This is a genomic window from Novosphingobium sp. 18050 (assembly GCF_902706195.1).
Classification (GTDB): Bacteria; Pseudomonadota; Alphaproteobacteria; order Sphingomonadales; family Sphingomonadaceae; genus Novosphingobium.
On the sequence record NZ_CACSJO010000007.1, the window covers coordinates 78,996 to 93,609 of the forward strand.

Sequence of the window (14,614 nt, forward strand, 5' to 3'; positions counted from 1 at the left end):
CGACGGCTATCGCTGTTTCAATTCGCTATGCCGGTCCAATGCGCGATCCGTTGCAACCAAAGCCTACCGATGCGATCACTCTAGCTTGATGTCGATCTGTTTGATGGTCCCCGCAAAGTGGCTCTCCACCACGGTATAGTCGCCGTTCACCGGGGTAACTGTATCCATGCCCACGTCGAAGCCTTCGGTGTGAGACATCCAGCCGCGGATGGTGCGACCGATGCGCCCGCTGCCTACAGGCTTGCCATCGATGCTGATGGTGAGCGTGCCGCCCGCCCCCGGCTCCGCCTTGTCCGCCTTGAACGCTGCGGTGACCGTGTGCCGGCCGGCGCCGAGCGCACTGGTACCCCGGATGGTGAACTGGTCGGTGCCTACCGCATTGTAATGGAACACAGGCTTGCCCTCCTTGAGGTAAAAGGCATACCCGCCGAAGCGGCCGCCCTGCGTGACCAGGACGCCATGGGCGTTCCCGCCGACATCGACGTCCGCGTCGATGGTGAACGACTTGCCGATGGTGTGCGGCGCCGCGTCCTCGTTCAGGTGGCTCATCGGGGCGCGATACACGAAATGGGTGCGATTGCCGCCCAGCGTCGGCCGGCCGGCCGCCCCTTGGCTGTAATCGTGGATCGGCAGGATGTGGTTGGCCGCCGCTTCCTTCCAGAAAAGGTCCTGCATTTCCTTGAGCTTGACCGGATTGCTGGCGGCTAGGTCGCGCGCCGTGGTGAAATCCTTGTCGAGGTTGAACAGTGTCCATTGACGACTCTCCGGTCCGACCCCCAGCTTGCGGTCCTCGCCGACGCCCACTTCCCAGGCCATGCGCTTGGGTAGCGTGCCGGCCATCCAGCCATCGTGATAGATGCCGAAGTTCTCCATCATCTCGTAGACTTGCGTGCGCCGATGCGAAGGGGCCCCGGGCGCGGCGAAGCTGTAGGCCAGGCTGATCCCATCGATCGGCTGCTGCTGGATGCCCTGCATCGTCGCGGGCGCCTTGATGCCAGCGGCTTCCAGAATGGTCGGCGCGATGTCGCTGACGTGGGCGTACTGGGTGCGGAAACTGCCCATGTCCTTGATGCGCGCGGGCCACGAGATGACCATGCCGTTGCGCGTGCCACCCGCCTGCGAGGCGATCTGCTTCCACCACGGATAGGGGCTGTTCATCGCCCAGGCCCAAGGAGCCGGAAAGTGGTTGTAGACGTTCGGCCCGCCAATATCGTCGTAGTGCGAGGCGAGTTCAGCGAAAGTCTCCTTATGACCGGTGATCGCCGATTGTTCGAAGGCCAGGCCATCGAGACCGCCTTCCGCGCTCGATCCGTTGTCGCCCTCGATGAAGACGATCATGGTGTTGTCGAGCTGGCCGCTGTCGCGCAGTGCCTGGATCACCCGCCCGGTCTGGTAGTCTGAATAGGCGACCGTCGCCGCGTAGGCCTCCATCAGCCGAGCGGACACCTTCTTGTGCTCGGCATCGAGAGAGTCCCAGGCCGGCAGCGACTCCGGGCGCGACGACAGGAGCGAATTCTTCGGGATCAGGCCCATGGCTTTCTGGCGCTCGAAGCTTTCCTCGCGCACCTTGTCCCAGCCCTGGTCGAACTTGCCCTTGAACTTGTCGAGCCATTCCTGGGGCGCATGGTGCGGCGTGTGCGCGGCGCCGGGAGCGTAGTACATGAAGAACGGCTTGTCGGGCGCGCTCGCCTGCTGGGCCTGGAGCCAGCCTATCGCGTGGTTGGCTATGTCCTTTTCGAAGTGATAAGTCGGATCATCGGGCTGTGCGACCGGCTTCTCGTTCTCGACGAGATTGGGGTTCCACAGGGAATTGTCGGCTGATAGAAAACCGTAGAAGTACTGGAAGCCGAGACCAGTTGGCCAGCGGTCGAACGGTCCGGCTGCGCTCATCTCCCATTCGGGCGTCAGGTGGCTCTTGCCCAGCATCGCTGTGTTGTACCCACCTTCCTTGAGCATTTCCGCGATCGTCGCAGCGGTCTTGGGAATCGCGGTGGTGTAGCCGTCATAGCCGGTGGGCAGGTTGGTGACGTTGCCCATGTTGACGTTGTGCGGCTCGCGCCCGGTTAACAGCGAGGCGCGCGTGGGCGAACAGAGCGCGGTGGTGTTAAAACGGCTGTAACGCAGGCCTTTCTTGGCCAGGCCTTCGAAGGTCGGTGTCGAGACCGGCCCGCCGAACGCGCTGCTGACGCCGTAGCCGACGTCGTCGGTCATGATAACCAGCACGTTGGGCGCGCCCTTGGGAGCGGTGGGTTCGGACGGCCAGCGCGGGGCGTGGGTAGTCTCCGCCGTTGTGCCTACGGTATCACCCGCCACTTGGCCCAGCACTGGCGATGCGCAAGCAAGCGCGGAAGAGGCGAGCAAGGCGGCCCAAAGGCGCGGCGATTTGGTCATGATCTCATCCTTCATGATGTTCGCTCCTCCCGCAAACAAAGGGGCTCCGGTTGTCACCGCGCTGGCGGCCGGAGCCCCTCGAGGGGAGGATAAAGAAGTTAATAGCGGAAGGTGACCTGGGCCTGGACGGTGCGTGGCAGGCTGGCGAAACCGGTCTGGTCAGCGATAACGCCAGCGTTAGTGCCGGTGCCCAACCCTGTATTGGGCGTGTCGTTTCCGCCGATCACGTAGAAGCGGTTGGTCAGGTTCTTGCCTATGAGCTGGAGCTGCCAGTGCTCGTCCGCCGTGGTGAACGAGATGGTGCCGTCCAGCGACATGTAGCGCTTCTGCCGGGTATAGGGATTGCCAAAGGCAGTCGCGATGTAGCTTCCGCTGTAGCGCGCATCGAGGGCGAAAGCGGCCTTCGCCCCGCTCTCGAAGCGTGCCTCGTACGACGCGCCAAGGTTCCCTGTCCAGTCGGGCGCATTGGCAGTAGGCTGACCGCGTAGGTTCTGCCGGTTCGCAATGACGTCAGTAGCGGGATCGAACGGACGCGAGCCGTTGTTCGCTGCGACATAGACCAGATTGCAGCCCTGACCGCGCGTCTGGCCGGCCCAGCACGGGGCCCCCGGTGCATCACCGTAGCGTGCCTGGTTGTAGTTCACACTGCCATGCAGATCAAAACCGTCGAGCGCGCGCGGTGCCACCTGAAATTCAAACTCGATGCCTTTCGTGCGAGCCGAGCCAGCGTTAATGGTAGTGAACGCGAAGATGTCCGACCGGAAGAAATCAAGCTGCAGGTTGCTATACTTGTAGTTGTACGCAGTCAGGTTGAGGCGCAGCTGGCGGTCAAGCCAAGGTCGTCTTGATGCCCGCTTCGAAGCCCTTGGCTTTCTCGGGATCGAATTCAAAATCGGCAAGGCCCGCGCTCGGGCTGTAGATGCCCGAATTCGAGAACCCGCCCGACTTGTAAGCCGTCTTGTAGGCACCGTAGATCGTGATGTCGCTGGTGGGCTTGTAGGTGATCGTGGCCTCGGGCGACCAGTCTTCGAAGTCCTGATTTGAGCGCAGCGTCACCCCCGGCAGAAAAATGCCCTGCGCCACCCGGATCGGATGCGAGTAGGGTTGGAGGAAGTAACTGTCCTTGCTCTCTGACGTATAACGAACGCCGCCAGCGATCTCGATCTGGTCGATGGGTCGGACGGTGAGCTGCCCGAACATCGCAAAGGTCGTCCCTTTGGTCTCCGAATCCTTCGAATTTGCAAGGTAGCGCCGGTAGTCCGGCGTCGCCGCGCTATTTTCCAAGCCGCCCGACGCGGTCCATGCGTCGTAATCCCGCATGGTCGACTGGTAATAGCCACCAACCATCGCGTCCCAGAAGCCGCCTAGGTTTGTCTGCGCACGAACTTCCTGCGAGAAAGCGTGCCAGCTCGAATCCTCGGTGGCGAAGACGCCAGGGGCTCCGGCGCGCGATACACTATCGCCGTCGAACTGGAAGGTGTTGCGGTTCCAGTTGTAGTTGGTGACCGACGAGACCGTAAGGTCGTCCATCGCCCATGTCACGCCCAGGTTTACCGCCCAGGACTTGTACTGGTTACCCGTTTGCCCATCGGCATTCGAATAGGGCAGGCTGGCAGCGATGTCGGTGGGCGTGCGGTTGGCCGATGAAGCGAAGCGCTTGCCGCAGGCGATGGCCGGGTTGCTGGCCAGTGCGCCCGTCGGGCAATAGTAGACAACCGACCCGGCGGCGGGGTTGTTATTTTCGTTGATGCCGTAATTGGCCTTGAGCACAGCAATGAGAGTGTCGGTCGGCTCCCAATTGATTGTGCCGCGGATGTAAGCCTCCTTGGCGCGGCCGTCGCCCGCTGGGCCCGAAGTGTGGACGGTCGTGGTGCCCGGGACCACCGTTGATGTGCGGTCAATCGTGGGATACGGCTGCGTCGTTCCAAGCTGCCTGTAATAGCCGTCGAACTGCTTGCTCGCGCGTGCTGCCACGCGAATGCCCAAGGTGTCGCTCAGCGGACTGGAGACGATCGCCTCGCCATAAACCTGTTTGGCGGCGAATTCGTAGCCAGCGCGAGCGATCACTTCAAGTTTGTCGCCTGGGTCGGCAGTGGTAATCGAGACCACCCCTGCAGTGGCATTCTTGCCGAAGAACAGCGCCTGTGGACCCTTGAGAATCTCCAGGCGGCCGAGGTCGAAGAAACCTTCATTGATCGTGCGCCCCTGCCCGTAATAGGCGCCATCGACAATGACCGCGACCGACTGCTCCAGGCCGATCGAGGTGGTATTTGAACCAATACCGCGAAGCACCAGTGTGGCGCCCGAACCAGAAGGCGTGCGCCCGATCGAAAAAGAGGGGGTCTGCGCCGCGACACGCTCTAGGTTGCTGAGGTCGTACTGCTGCATACGCTCTGCACTGATCGCGACAACCGAAACCGGCACGTCCTGTGTCGTTTCCTGCCGCTTGCGAGCGGTAACGATGATGTCGCCTATACCGCCTTCCGGCGCCTGCTCAGCTTGTTCCGTCTGGGCCTGCACAACCGGAGCATGGACAAGGCTGATCCCGGCCGACGCGGCAAGAAGTGCTGCTCGGATCGAGGTGCGCTGGCGAACGGGTACGGCCCGGCTCTGTCGAGGCATGTCATGTTCTCCCAATCATTTTGCAGGCCGCGGTTGTTGCCCAGCCATTGATTGAAACATACGCGTTAAAGGCTATAACGCACCTGTTTTAATTGTTAGGCTAGCGGTCGTTTGACGCGCAGCGCCGTACAGCTCGCGTGCCTGTACGAAAGGAGAGTCTCATTCTGCTAGAACTGGAATTTGCTTGCGTCTCGTGTACGAAGCCCGGGTGATCGAGCCCTCCCTACCCTTTGCCGATGAGACCAAGCTGCGGATAATCGCGGCAGCCGAATCTCTTTATGCGCAGCGCTCGATTGACAGTGTGTCATTCCGCGAGATCGCGCAGACCGCCGGCAACAAGAACACGAATGCAGTCCAGTATCACTTCGGCAACCGCGAGAAGCTGGTGCAGGCGATCTTCGCCTGGAGGGTGTGGCAGATGGAGGGACCGCGCGGTGCGGCTCTGGATCGAATTGAGCATAACGGGGAAATGTTTGACCTGCGCACGCTCATGCGGATCCTGTGCGAGCCCGTCCTCGACCTGACGGACGACCAGGGGCGCCATACATACGCCGCATTCATGAGCAAGTACTTGCTCCAGCAGCGGCCCGCGGGGGTGCCGCACGCCGGTGACACTCGTCCCGATCTCAACCGAAATCTGCGGCGGATCCTCGATCGGATGAACGAGCTGGTCGGCGCAGAAGACCTGCATTTAGGCGATTATCGTATCGCTCTATCGTACCTCGTGGTCATCAACATGTTGGTCCTCTCGGACAATGAAGGCCTTCAGAAACACGACCCCGACCGATTCCGGAAGCGCTACGAGACCGCGCTCACCATGGCGGTCGCAGCATTAGAAAGTAGCTGCGCTTGACGGGCCTGCTTAGAGGCTGCCTGTTGCCCTTACTGACGTTAGAATACGCACGCTGGCGCCAGACATAGCCATTAGATTTGATATTCGAGATCACGGCCCGACCCGCCCTGATTGTGGACGTTCGCAAGTCTAAAACGTCAACCCGAAACTGGACGTTCGTTCATGTGCCCTACGGATCAACTTGTTTGGATTCGGCATTTCAAAAATGCGATGCAAGGGCACCTCGGCCACCAACCGCGGAACGAGAACCGTGTGATAATACGCCTATTCAGCGAATAGTACATGTCCACCCGATGTCTTCAGTCGCTTGCGCTAAATTTTCCCAAGGTCAATCGTTACACCCAACAATACCTATCCCGATATTGCGGAGGTAGAGATCCGAATTCCTGATAGTTACAAGAGAATTTTTGTATTCAGGATGATATAAAAAAACAACGGCCAAAAAAGGGGCTGGCTAAAGCTCATCTAGCCAGCCCAGGAACCTCCCGGAGGGGAGATTGCTTGCTCATAAACTTTGGTTGGAGCGTGCTTGTCGCACCATGTCAAAACTCCTCGTCATATGCTCGACAAAACCGTTCTCCACCGGGTGGAAGGTCCAGCGCTCGCTCTCGTCGCGGATGGCGTCCATGTCGGCGGCGACCAGATCGATGGTCCATTCCGGCCGGTAGACGCCGCGCGTCTCGGTGATGAAGGCGCGGGCGATGCGGCCGCCCATCGAGACGTAGAGCTCGCCCGAGACCGGGCAGCTCTCGTGCGCGAGCAGGCCGACCACCGGGGCGACCAGTTCGGGCCCCATCGGCGGGTACTGCGTCACGTCGAGCCCGTCCGCCATGCGCGTCACGGCCCCCGGCAGGATCACGTTCGACTTCACGTCGCGGTCCGCGCCCTCGATCGCGATCATGTTGTTGAGGCCGATCATCGCCGACTTCGACATCGCATAGTTCACGCCATGCGCGATCGAGTAGAGCCCGCCGATCGAGCCGCTGAGCACCACACGGCCATATCCCTCCGCCGCCATCCGCTCGAACGCGGGGCGCACGACGTTGAAGGCGCCGAGCAGATGGACGTCGATCACCGCGCGGAAATCGTCGTGGCTGATCGCATCGAGCGGGCCGTAACGCACGTTGCCGGCGCTGTGGATCAGCACGTCGATCCGCCCGAAGGCGTCGAGGGCGGCCTCGACGATCGCCTTGCCGCCTTCCGGCCTCGCGACGCTCTCGGCGCAGGCGACCGCCTCGCAGCCGGCGGCGCGCAGGGCCTGCGCGGCTTCCTCCGCCGGGCCGACATCGCTGCCCGAACCCGACATCGCGCTGCCGTTGTCGTTGACGACGATTTTCGCGCCGAGCGATCCCAGCAGTTGCGCATAAGCGAAGCCGAGGCCGCGCGCGCCGCCGGTGATGACGGCGACCCGGCCGTCGAAGCGGCGTTCACTCATACTGCACTCCATGTCGTATCGTCCGGTCCCCACAGCGGGGCCCCGCGGCTTTCGCGCAGCGACGGGATCGTGCGCCCGTCCTTGTCGGTCACGCCGTATTCGGCGGCCAGTTCGGCGTTGATGAAAGTGCCGCCCGATTTGGTCGCGACCCCGGGATCCATCGCCAGCGCCGCGATGACGCGCCCGGGAAACTCGGGCGAAGAGCCGACCGCGCTGTTGAGCTGGCTGGCCATGCCGGGCACCGCCTTGAGGTTCTCGGTCGCGCGCTCGGTATAAGTGAAGCCCTGCCAGAGCGAGACGGCGCTGACACCGGAGCCCTGCAGTTCGTGTGCCATGTCCCGCATCATCCGGTCGGTCGCGGTCTTGGTGACGCCGAACACGACGTCGTAGGTATAGGTCACGCCGACATAGCCCGAGAGCGCGGCGATCACCCCCGAGCCTTGCGGCACCATGATCCGCGCGGCATGCCAGGCGGCGACGAACGCCGCGCGGACGCCGGTGTCCCAGATCTGCCATTCGTCGGCGAGCGGCTTGTCCCAGAAACCGACACGCTGCGTCATCGAATCGGGAATGGCCATGGCGCTGTTGACGAGCAGGTCGAGCCGGCCCTCGTCGCGGCGGACCCGGTCGAACACCGCGGCGATCTGCGCATCGTCGAGCAGGTCCACGGCGACCGCCACGCCCTTGCCGCCGCGCGCATCGACTTCGGCGACGGTTTCCTCCAGCGAACCGGGCAGCGCATGGCCGCCCGCGCTCACCGTGCGGCCGGTGACGTAGACCGTCGCCCCCTGCTCGGCGAGCGCCAGCGCGGTGCCCTTGCCGATGCCGCGGCTGGCGCCGGTGACGACCGCGACCTTGCCGGTCAGCGCGCCCATCAGGCCTTGCCCGGATTGGCGGGCGCGCGCCGGTTGGTCAGTGGGCGCTGGTAGGACGGATCGTCCTTGCTGCGCGAGGACACGCCGTTGACCGCGATGTCGGGCACGTCGGCGAAGGGGATCGGCATCGGCGGCGGCAGGCAGCCCCATTCGATCAAGTTGGTGCGCAGCGCGATCTTCCACGCGCCGCCGCGCCGCTCCAGCCGGTCGATGTAGCGGCCGCCCGCGATCCACAGGCTCTCGTCGCGGTTGCGGCCGACGAATTGGTAGTAGGTTTCCGAATGCGCGGTGTCGCCGTCGAGGTCGATGGTCGTCTGCAGCAGCGCGTGATGGGTCACGATCTGCCCCGCCTCGTGCATCGGCACCGCCCAGTCCCAGCATTCTGCGGCGCTGCCCACGAACGGGCCGGCGGCCATTTCGGCATCGTCCCAGAAGGCCGAGAGGTATATGGCGCGGTCGAAGCGGTCCATGCCGCGCGAGAAGCGCGCGAGGCATTCGTGGATGTCTTGCTTGTCGAGCAGTGCGTCTATGCGTGCAGCCCGTTCACTTGCCACGGTAGTCGACCTCCGCAATCGGTTTCCAGATCGGCGAGCCACGCGTCGCGCGGGCTGAGGCGATGACGCTGCCATCGACGTCGGTCACGCCGTTTTCCTGCGCCAGTTCGGCGGTTACGTACTCGCCGCCCGAGCGCTTCATGACGTCGGGATCGGCGGCGAGCGCGGCGATCACCCGGCCGGGATGCTCGACGGTGCTGCAGTGCATCGAGGTGATCGAGGTGGTCATACGGTCGCCCATCTTCGCCAGGTCGTCCCGAGCCTTCTCGGTAAGCGTCAGGCCCTGCCACAAGGCCAGCGAGGCGACACCGTGCGGCTCCAGTTCGATCGCCATGTCGCGCGCCATGCGGTCCACCGCCGACTTCGAAGTGCCGAAGATCACGCTGTAGGTATAAGTTACCGCCGCGAAACCCGAGATCGCTACGATCAGCCCAGACTTCTGCGGTGCCATGATCCGCGCGGCGTGCCAGGCCGCGACGTAGTTGGACTTGACCCCGACGTCCCACATCTCGAGGTTCGACAGCGGCTTTTCCCAGAACCCCTTGGGCTCGAGCAGGTCGTCGGAGAGCGTGAAGGCGTTGTTGACGAGGATGTCGAGCCGGCCCTGCTCCGCCGCGATCTGCGCGAAGAGCGCCGCCACCGCCGCGTCGTCGCCATGGTCGCAGGCGACCGCGACGCCGCTGCCCCCGCTATCGCTTCCACGCTCGTCGCACTCGGCGGCAGTGCCGCTCACGGTACCGGGAAGATAGTAGTCGCCCTCATTCACCGTGCGCCCGGTGACGTAGACCGTCGCCCCCTGCTCGGCGAGGACCAGCGCGATGCCCTTGCCGATGCCGCGGCTGGCGCCGGTAACGAGCGCGACCTTGCCGGCGAGAGGCGCGCTCACGCCGCGTCTCCCGCGAACCAGCGCTCTGAGAAGTCGCCCTTGGCACGGCCGGGGAAATGCTCGGCAGTGAAGGGATAGCCCATCACCCCCTTCGACCAGTTGGCGGCGGCGCCCCAGTCCTGCTCCCAATCGTAGAGCATCACCCGGTCGGCGATGCGCCATTCGGGTTCGCCCGCAGCATTGGCCCGCTTTTCGAAGCTGTCGAGATAGCGCCCGCCGATGCAGGTGTCGCGGTCGCCCTCGCCCATGTCGACGCGGTGGTAGGAGAACACGTGCGTTTCGGCCTTGGCGGTCGCGCCGTCGATCTCGACATGGGTCTGGCCGAGCAGGTGCTGGGTGTCCTTGATCGCATCGGCGCCGGGCACGACCCAGGCGAGATAGGCGTCGAAGTCACCGCCATGGACGCCGTAGTCGAAGCGGGCATCGGGCCACCAGCACGCTCGGATCAGGTCGGCGCTTCGCCGGTCCTCGCCGCGCGCCAGCCGGGCGACACAGGCGCGGATCGCTTCGCGATCCAGCATCTCGTTCAAAACATGGTCCATCTTGCCTCTCCTTGGCGCCGCCCTCACCAGAAGCGGTTTACCTAGATTTAGCCGAGCCAATCGTTTTCGATTTGACGGATGCGGACAATCCACCGGCGCCGGGGTCATCGCGGGCGCGGCTCCCGGTTTCAACCTGGGCCCTGATCCATACTCTGCGGTATCCATGCGGGGACGCGCTTTTCCATGAAAGCCCTCATACCTTCACGCGGTTCTTCGGAGTGCTGCAGCGACCAGAACATGGTCTGGTAGTCTATCGCACCATATTGCTCGTTGAGCATGCGCTTGACGTGCGTCCGTGCTTGAGGGGCCGTCATGAGGACCTCACCAGCGGCCTGTAGCGCAGCCTCGCGCAACTGTTCATGCGGTACGACCCGAGAGATCAGACCGATGCGCTGGGCTTCCCGTGCGTCGATGGTGCGCGCCGAGAGCAGAAGATCGCGCGCAGTGGCAAGGCCAACGTGCGCAGGCAGCGTCGCCGCGTAGGTGGAGTCCACTATGCCCCGCAGCAGCTCCGGGACGCGGAAGGTCGCCCTTTCGCTTACCACAGCGATATCCGCCATCATTGCCATCAGAAGACCGCCGGCCTGGCAGATACCATTGACGGCGGCGATGACCGGCGCTGTGCTTTCACGAATGCTGACGAACGGCAGACTTTCGTAAGTCAGGCCAGCCGGAACACGCTCGTCGCCGGGTTCGTAGCGCCCACCAAGGTCGCCGCCCGGCGAAAAGACATCGGCGGTTCCGGTGATGATGAGCGCGCGCAATTGGGGATCGGTGTTGACCAGGCGCACCGCGCGCTTGATCCCCATATCCATGGCTGGGGTCATGGCGTTGCGCGCTTGGGGCCGGTCAATAATGCACCACGCAATTGGTCCTTCGGTCTCAATCCGCAGCGCTGAAGCGCCCAAGTCGTATCCGTCCATTCGACAATCCCTGCTTTTCTGCATTTCCAATTGGTGGTCGGTGAGGCTGCCTCAGATTTCCAGGCAGATTTTGCCGATGTGCCGCCCTTCCCCCATGCGCTCGAAGGCCGCCCCCATCCTTTCCAGCGGGAAAACTTCGGCAATCACCGGATGGATGTCATGCACCTCGATCGCGCGGATCATGTCCATCTGATCACGCCGGCTGCCGACCGTCACCGCCTGAAGTCTCAGGCGCTTGGCCTGGACGATCGCGAAGGGCATCGTGTCGATGTCGAAACCTCCCACCGCGCCGATGATCGCGACGTGTGCGCCGGTCCTTGCCGCGATGAAGCTCTGTCGCAGGGTATGCGGGCCGCCCACTTCGATCACGTGTTCGACGCCGAGGCCGCCCGTGAGACCGAGCACTGCCTGGCCCCATTCCGGCGTCTCGGCGTAATTCACGACATGGTCGGCGCCTAGCGCCCTCAGCCTCTCAAGCTTTTCGGCGCTGGAACTCGTCGCGATGACGGTGGCGCCTGCTGTCTTGGCGAATTGCAGCGCGAACAGCGATACGCCGCCGGTGCCCTGGACGAGTACATGCTCGCCCGGCTTCACCTGGCCATTGGTGACGACGGCACGCCATGCCGTGACGCCGGCACAGGTGAGGGTCGCCGCTTCCAGATAGTCCAGGTTCGCGGGCGCCCGAGTGAAATGCGAGACCGGGCGCGTCGCTTCCTCGCTGGCGAATCCGTCGGCCGGTCCGCCCGGTGAATTGTCGAGATCGATGCGGTCGGCCTGCCCGTCCATCCAATTGGGATGGAACACGCTGACGACGCGGTCCCCCGGTGCGAAGGCCGTCACGCCCTCGCCGACCTCCACAACGTCGCCCGCCCCGTCCGATAGTGGAATGAGGCCGTCCCGCACTGGAAAGACGCCGCCTACGACCAGGCCGTCGCGAAAGTTCAGCGAGGCTGCCCTCATACGGACGCGGATTTCGCCGGGTCCTGGCGCGCGCGTTTCTGCATGGTCCAGCGCCAAGCTTTCACGAGAGGCCGGCTGGCAAATACGCATGACTCTCATGAGTGCGTGAACTCCTTCATCAGCGGAACTTCACGCCCAGTTCCACGCCGTAGGTGGTCGGCGAGTTCCACACCGCTCCAGTGCCCAGCGTGTTGAACAGGACCTGCGTCTGGTAGCGGCTGTTGCTGACGTTGTCCCCGTAGGCCGCCACGGTGAACATCTCGCTGGGATCGGTCCACTGGGCGCGCAGCGAGACGATCTCGTAGCCCTTCTGCTTGAACTGCTGTTCCGGGTCGAAATAGAAGCTGGAGGTGTAGTAGACGTTGCCCGACAGCATCAGCCTGCCGCCGCCGAGGTCCAGGCCGTAGCTGGCGCCGATGTTGCCTGAAAACTCTGGCGCGCGCTGCATCTTGTAGCCTGAGGCGTCGGTCGAAGTCTGGACGAGACCGCCTGGCCCCTGCGTGCCGCTGTAGGCGCAGTTCATCGAGCTTGCCGGGTCGGTGACGGCGGGATCACAGTAGCTGTAGTATGGCGCGTTCGGGAACGACTTGTAGCGCGCATGGGTCCAGGCGACGCCGCCGTTGATGTTGAACGCCTCGCTCACCGCGTAGCGCAGCTGCGCCTCGAGACCGTAGATTTCCGAGCTTGCGGCATTGCGGATTTGCGCCGCGCCGTCCTGGTAGCTGGAGACCTGGAGGTTCTTGTAGTCGTAGTAGAAGCCCGCAAGATCGGCCTGGAACACGCGGTTGTCGAACTTGTAGCCGACCTCGAAGGCGTTGATCTTCTCCGGCTTCACTGGCTGCGCCGAATAGCCGCCGACGTTGAGGATGCCCGCCTTGTAGCCGCGTGTGAACGAACCGTAGACGCTGGAATCGTCGCTGGGCTTGTAGCGCAGCACGACGCGCGGGGTGAAGCTGTCGTTCTTGAGCGTATCCACCGGGACCCGGTCGCCGGGGTTGCCTGTGAACGGCACGTTCTCGCCGTTCGGGCCGGTGTAGCCGGTCAGCGGGGTGGTGAAGTTGGCAACGAAGTACCCGTCGGACACAACGTCATGGCTGTAGCGGCCGCCCAGCGTGACGAAGACCTTGTCGTTCACCTCATAAGTTGCGTCGAGGAATGCGGCATAGGAGGTCGTCTTGGTGTTGGAGCCGCCGAAGGGGCCGAACGGTGCGCCGCCGAACGAGGCGCCGATGTCCCAGGTGTCGCGAATCTGGAAGTAGTTGAGCCCCGCCGTCCATTGCAGCGGCCCGCCCGGCTTGGAGTTGAGCAGGAATTCCTGGCTCCACGTCTCGTCGTTGACGCCGACGTAGATGTTGAAGATCGGGATCGCGGTCGCATCGAGGTCGCCGTAGTAGGGCGAGAGGTCCTTGCGGTACTGGGTATACGAGGTCAGGTCCGCGAAGCCGAGGTCCGCCTTGATCGTGCCCTGCAGGGCGTCCGAATTGGTGCGGAAGCTCTGCGGCTTGTTGAGCAGGACCTGGCGGGGATTGCTCGTGTACGTGCCCTCGGGCGCGTAGTAGAAGACCAGCGGCAGGCCCTTGGAGCTGGACGTCCCGTAGATCGCGCGGCCGGCGGGCGAGACCTTGTCGAAGAAGCCCGCCCCGCCGGACTTGTCGACGTAGGCGTTGACGAGCTGGGAAGTCGGATCGTCGGTTTCCGAATGGCTCCAGCGCAGCAGCACCGAAACGTCGTCGGTCAGGTCGGCCTTGAGGCCAAGACGGATCGACCAGTTCTCGTACTGGCCGATCTTGTCGTCGTCGCTGCTGATGTCGGTGAGGTAGCCGTCGCCGCGGTGGTAGAGCCCCTCGATGTCGAGCGCCACACGGTCGCTGATGCCGTAGGTGGCATAGGCCTGCGCCTTGAGGCTGTTGAACCGGCCGTAGCTGACCTTGGCCTGCGCACTGGTGTCGGTGCTGGGCTCGGCGGTGGTGACGATGATCGCGCCGCCGGTCGTGTTGCGGCCGAACAGCGTACCCTGCGGCCCCTTGAGGACCTGGATGCTGCCGACGTTGAGCAGGTCGAAGTCGGACAGGTAGGTGTTCGCCTGGAAGAACCCGTCGACGTAGATGCCCACGTTGGGTCCGCCGCCCGAGGTCGTGATCGCGGTGCCGACGCCGCGAATGGTCGGCTGCACCGCCGGTCCCTGGCTGTCGAAGCGCAGGCCCGGCGTCAACTTGGCCGTATCCGAAAGCTGGCGCACGTTGGCGGTCGAAAGCTGCTCGTTGCTGAGCGTGGTGACACTGATAGGAACATCGCGCGACGCTTCGGCGCGGCGCTGCGCGGTAACGATGATTTCGCTGCCGACATCCTGCCCTCCGCTGTCTTGTGCGATTGCCGGCAACGACGAGATTGCGGCCACTACGGCCAACAGCGAGACTGTTGCCTTGGTTACAGATCCAGTCATCGTTCCCCCATTGTGAGCCATTCGGCCCCTGAACATCGAAGCACCGGGAAGGTGCACAGGTTGTCTGACCTCGCCCTCCCTGTTTCGTTTGCATGGTGCCGCAATTATCCGCGTGCGACTTGACGGATGT

Annotated in this window: 12 protein-coding genes; 1 reads left to right on the forward strand and 11 read right to left on the reverse strand. The window is 63.6% G+C overall.

Features of this window, described 5'->3' with window-relative positions; genetic code table 11:
- Window positions 1-75: 75 nt before the first annotated feature.
- The 3 genes from GVL61_RS09510 to GVL61_RS25255 all read right to left on the reverse strand — a co-directional run bounded on the left by GVL61_RS09510 (window position 76) and on the right by GVL61_RS25255 (window position 5,013).
- Window positions 76-2,406, reverse strand: a complete 2,331-nt coding sequence (locus GVL61_RS09510) for an arylsulfatase (protein WP_235037598.1) — start codon at window positions 2,404-2,406, stop codon at window positions 76-78.
- An 83-nt stretch (window positions 2,407-2,489) separates the two neighbouring features.
- Window positions 2,490-3,290 carry a TonB-dependent receptor gene (locus GVL61_RS25250; protein WP_255456485.1) on the reverse strand — a complete coding sequence of 267 codons (801 nt, stop codon included), beginning with the start codon at window positions 3,288-3,290 and terminating at the stop codon, window positions 2,490-2,492.
- On the reverse strand, window positions 3,220-5,013 hold the full coding sequence (locus tag GVL61_RS25255; protein ID WP_255456486.1) for a TonB-dependent receptor: 1,794 nt from the start codon (window positions 5,011-5,013) through the stop codon (window positions 3,220-3,222). Before GVL61_RS25255 ends, GVL61_RS25250 begins: the two co-directional genes overlap by 71 nt.
- Before the next feature lie 193 nt (window positions 5,014-5,206).
- Here GVL61_RS25255 and GVL61_RS09520 point away from each other — a divergent pair, with 193 nt between their 5' ends.
- The gene (locus GVL61_RS09520) at window positions 5,207-5,866 is read left to right on the forward strand and encodes a TetR/AcrR family transcriptional regulator (RefSeq protein WP_235037609.1); all 660 of its coding nucleotides are present in this window, start codon (window positions 5,207-5,209) and stop codon (window positions 5,864-5,866) included.
- Window positions 5,867-6,371: 505 nt separating this feature from the next.
- Here GVL61_RS09520 and GVL61_RS09525 read toward each other — a convergent pair.
- The 8 genes from GVL61_RS09525 to GVL61_RS09560 all read right to left on the reverse strand — a co-directional run bounded on the left by GVL61_RS09525 (window position 6,372) and on the right by GVL61_RS09560 (window position 14,484).
- Window positions 6,372-7,301: an SDR family NAD(P)-dependent oxidoreductase gene (locus GVL61_RS09525; protein ID WP_159979338.1), complete on the reverse strand. Its 930-nt coding sequence runs from the start codon at window positions 7,299-7,301 to the stop codon at window positions 6,372-6,374.
- Entirely contained in the window at window positions 7,298-8,176 is an 879-nt protein-coding gene (locus tag GVL61_RS09530) for an SDR family NAD(P)-dependent oxidoreductase (RefSeq protein WP_159979340.1), read from the reverse strand. The genes GVL61_RS09525 and GVL61_RS09530 overlap by 4 nt, the downstream gene beginning before the upstream one ends.
- The gene (locus GVL61_RS09535; protein WP_200844695.1) at window positions 8,176-8,730 is read right to left on the reverse strand and encodes a nuclear transport factor 2 family protein; all 555 of its coding nucleotides are present in this window, start codon (window positions 8,728-8,730) and stop codon (window positions 8,176-8,178) included. Before GVL61_RS09535 ends, GVL61_RS09530 begins: the two co-directional genes overlap by 1 nt.
- Window positions 8,720-9,616: an SDR family NAD(P)-dependent oxidoreductase gene (locus tag GVL61_RS09540; RefSeq protein WP_159979344.1), complete on the reverse strand. Its 897-nt coding sequence runs from the start codon at window positions 9,614-9,616 to the stop codon at window positions 8,720-8,722. The genes GVL61_RS09535 and GVL61_RS09540 overlap by 11 nt, the downstream gene beginning before the upstream one ends.
- A complete protein-coding gene (locus tag GVL61_RS09545; protein ID WP_159979346.1) occupies window positions 9,613-10,158 on the reverse strand; it encodes a nuclear transport factor 2 family protein in 546 nt (181 codons plus the stop codon). Before GVL61_RS09545 ends, GVL61_RS09540 begins: the two co-directional genes overlap by 4 nt.
- Window positions 10,159-10,286: 128 nt before the next feature.
- Window positions 10,287-11,081, reverse strand: a complete 795-nt coding sequence (locus GVL61_RS09550) for an enoyl-CoA hydratase/isomerase family protein (RefSeq protein WP_159979348.1) — start codon at window positions 11,079-11,081, stop codon at window positions 10,287-10,289.
- A 51-nt stretch (window positions 11,082-11,132) separates the two neighbouring features.
- Window positions 11,133-12,140, reverse strand: coding sequence for an NAD(P)-dependent alcohol dehydrogenase (locus GVL61_RS09555; protein ID WP_159979350.1), 1,008 nt, complete (start codon window positions 12,138-12,140; stop codon window positions 11,133-11,135).
- A gap of 19 nt (window positions 12,141-12,159) precedes the next feature.
- Window positions 12,160-14,484, reverse strand: coding sequence for a TonB-dependent receptor (locus tag GVL61_RS09560; protein ID WP_159979352.1), 2,325 nt, complete (start codon window positions 14,482-14,484; stop codon window positions 12,160-12,162).
- Window positions 14,485-14,614: the final 130 nt, after the last annotated feature.

Coding starts and splice junctions, on each gene's coding strand:
- GVL61_RS09510 (WP_235037598.1), bottom strand. CDS start 2,406: ATGAAGGATGAGATCATGACCAAATCGCCGCGCCTTTGGGCCGCCTTG.
- GVL61_RS25255 (WP_255456486.1), bottom strand. CDS start 5,013: ATGCCTCGACAGAGCCGGGCCGTACCCGTTCGCCAGCGCACCTCGATC.
- GVL61_RS09525 (WP_159979338.1), bottom strand. CDS start 7,301: ATGAGTGAACGCCGCTTCGACGGCCGGGTCGCCGTCATCACCGGCGGC.
- GVL61_RS09530 (WP_159979340.1), bottom strand. CDS start 8,176: ATGGGCGCGCTGACCGGCAAGGTCGCGGTCGTCACCGGCGCCAGCCGC.
- GVL61_RS09545 (WP_159979346.1), bottom strand. CDS start 10,158: ATGGACCATGTTTTGAACGAGATGCTGGATCGCGAAGCGATCCGCGCC.
- GVL61_RS09550 (WP_159979348.1), bottom strand. CDS start 11,081: ATGGACGGATACGACTTGGGCGCTTCAGCGCTGCGGATTGAGACCGAA.
- GVL61_RS09555 (WP_159979350.1), bottom strand. CDS start 12,140: ATGAGAGTCATGCGTATTTGCCAGCCGGCCTCTCGTGAAAGCTTGGCG.
- GVL61_RS09560 (WP_159979352.1), bottom strand. CDS start 14,484: ATGACTGGATCTGTAACCAAGGCAACAGTCTCGCTGTTGGCCGTAGTG.